Source organism: Vibrio sp. 1562, from assembly GCF_033340155.1.
Lineage (GTDB): Bacteria > Pseudomonadota > Gammaproteobacteria > Enterobacterales > Vibrionaceae > Vibrio > Vibrio alginolyticus.
In genome coordinates, this window is record NZ_JAWOVY010000166.1 from 1 (window position 1) to 903 (window position 903).

The window sequence follows — 903 nt, forward strand, 5'->3', positions numbered from 1 at the left end:
TTCTGACACCGAGTTTCTTCAAGCGGTGACCATTGGTGCAAACTATCTTTTGAATGAACAATGGATGGTGTCAGCACAGATTCAGGCCAACCGAAGTGATGTGGTTGAAGAGAACAAGTACAGAATCGGCTTCAATTACCAATGGCATGATGTGATTGGCACGGGCTTGTATTACCAATACCGTGATACAGATTACAGTGGTGAAAGTTCGGATTACATCAACGAAGTCGGCTTAAGTTTGAAGTTCGTATTTTAATCCCATTTAGTAACATCAACCGTAATCAACAGATTTAAGAACAACAAAAAAGGTCAGCATACGCTGACCTTTCGTTTATTTCGTCTATTTTCGACAGATTATAGAACCGCTGCGATACCTTTACATAGCGGGCCCATGTTTGATTTTGTCATACCAGCTACGCTGATACGGCCAGAACCAACGATGTAAATTGCGAACTCATCTTTCAGACGGTTAACTTGCTCTTTAGATAGACCAGAGAACGAGAACATGCCGTTTTGACGTTCGATAAAGCTGAAATCTGCATCCACACCTTCTTCTTTCAGAGTTGCTACGAACAGCTCGCGCATCTCTTGAATACGGTCACGCATTTCTTGTACTTCCGCTTCCCATTCAGCACGCAGTTCTTCGTTGTTTAGAATATGAGTAACAACAGCACTACCGTGAGCTGGTGGGTTAGAGTAGATAGAGCGGATGATCGCTTTTACTTGAGAGAATGCTGTTGTTGCCACTTCTTCAGATTCAGCAACAAGCGTGAATGCGCCTACACGTTCATTGTATAGGCCGAAGTTTTTCGAGAACGAGCTCGCAACGAGAATTTCTTTGTTGTATTTCGCGAAAGTACGTAGGCCAGCTGCGTCTTCTTCTACACCCTTAGCAAAGCCTTG

The 903-nt window shown here is 43.5% G+C and carries 2 protein-coding genes; one reads left to right on the top strand and one right to left on the bottom strand.

From position 1 onward, the window contains the following. Positions 1 to 256, top strand: a 256-nt coding sequence (locus R7Z49_RS23920; protein ID WP_318112213.1) for a YadA-like family protein, incomplete at its 5' end; no start/stop codon positions are given. 98 nt (positions 257 to 354) lie between these two features. Here R7Z49_RS23920 and R7Z49_RS23925 read toward each other — a convergent pair. Further along, on the bottom strand, positions 355 to 903 hold a 549-nt coding region (locus R7Z49_RS23925; RefSeq protein WP_318112214.1), incomplete at its 5' end, for an aminotransferase class I/II-fold pyridoxal phosphate-dependent enzyme.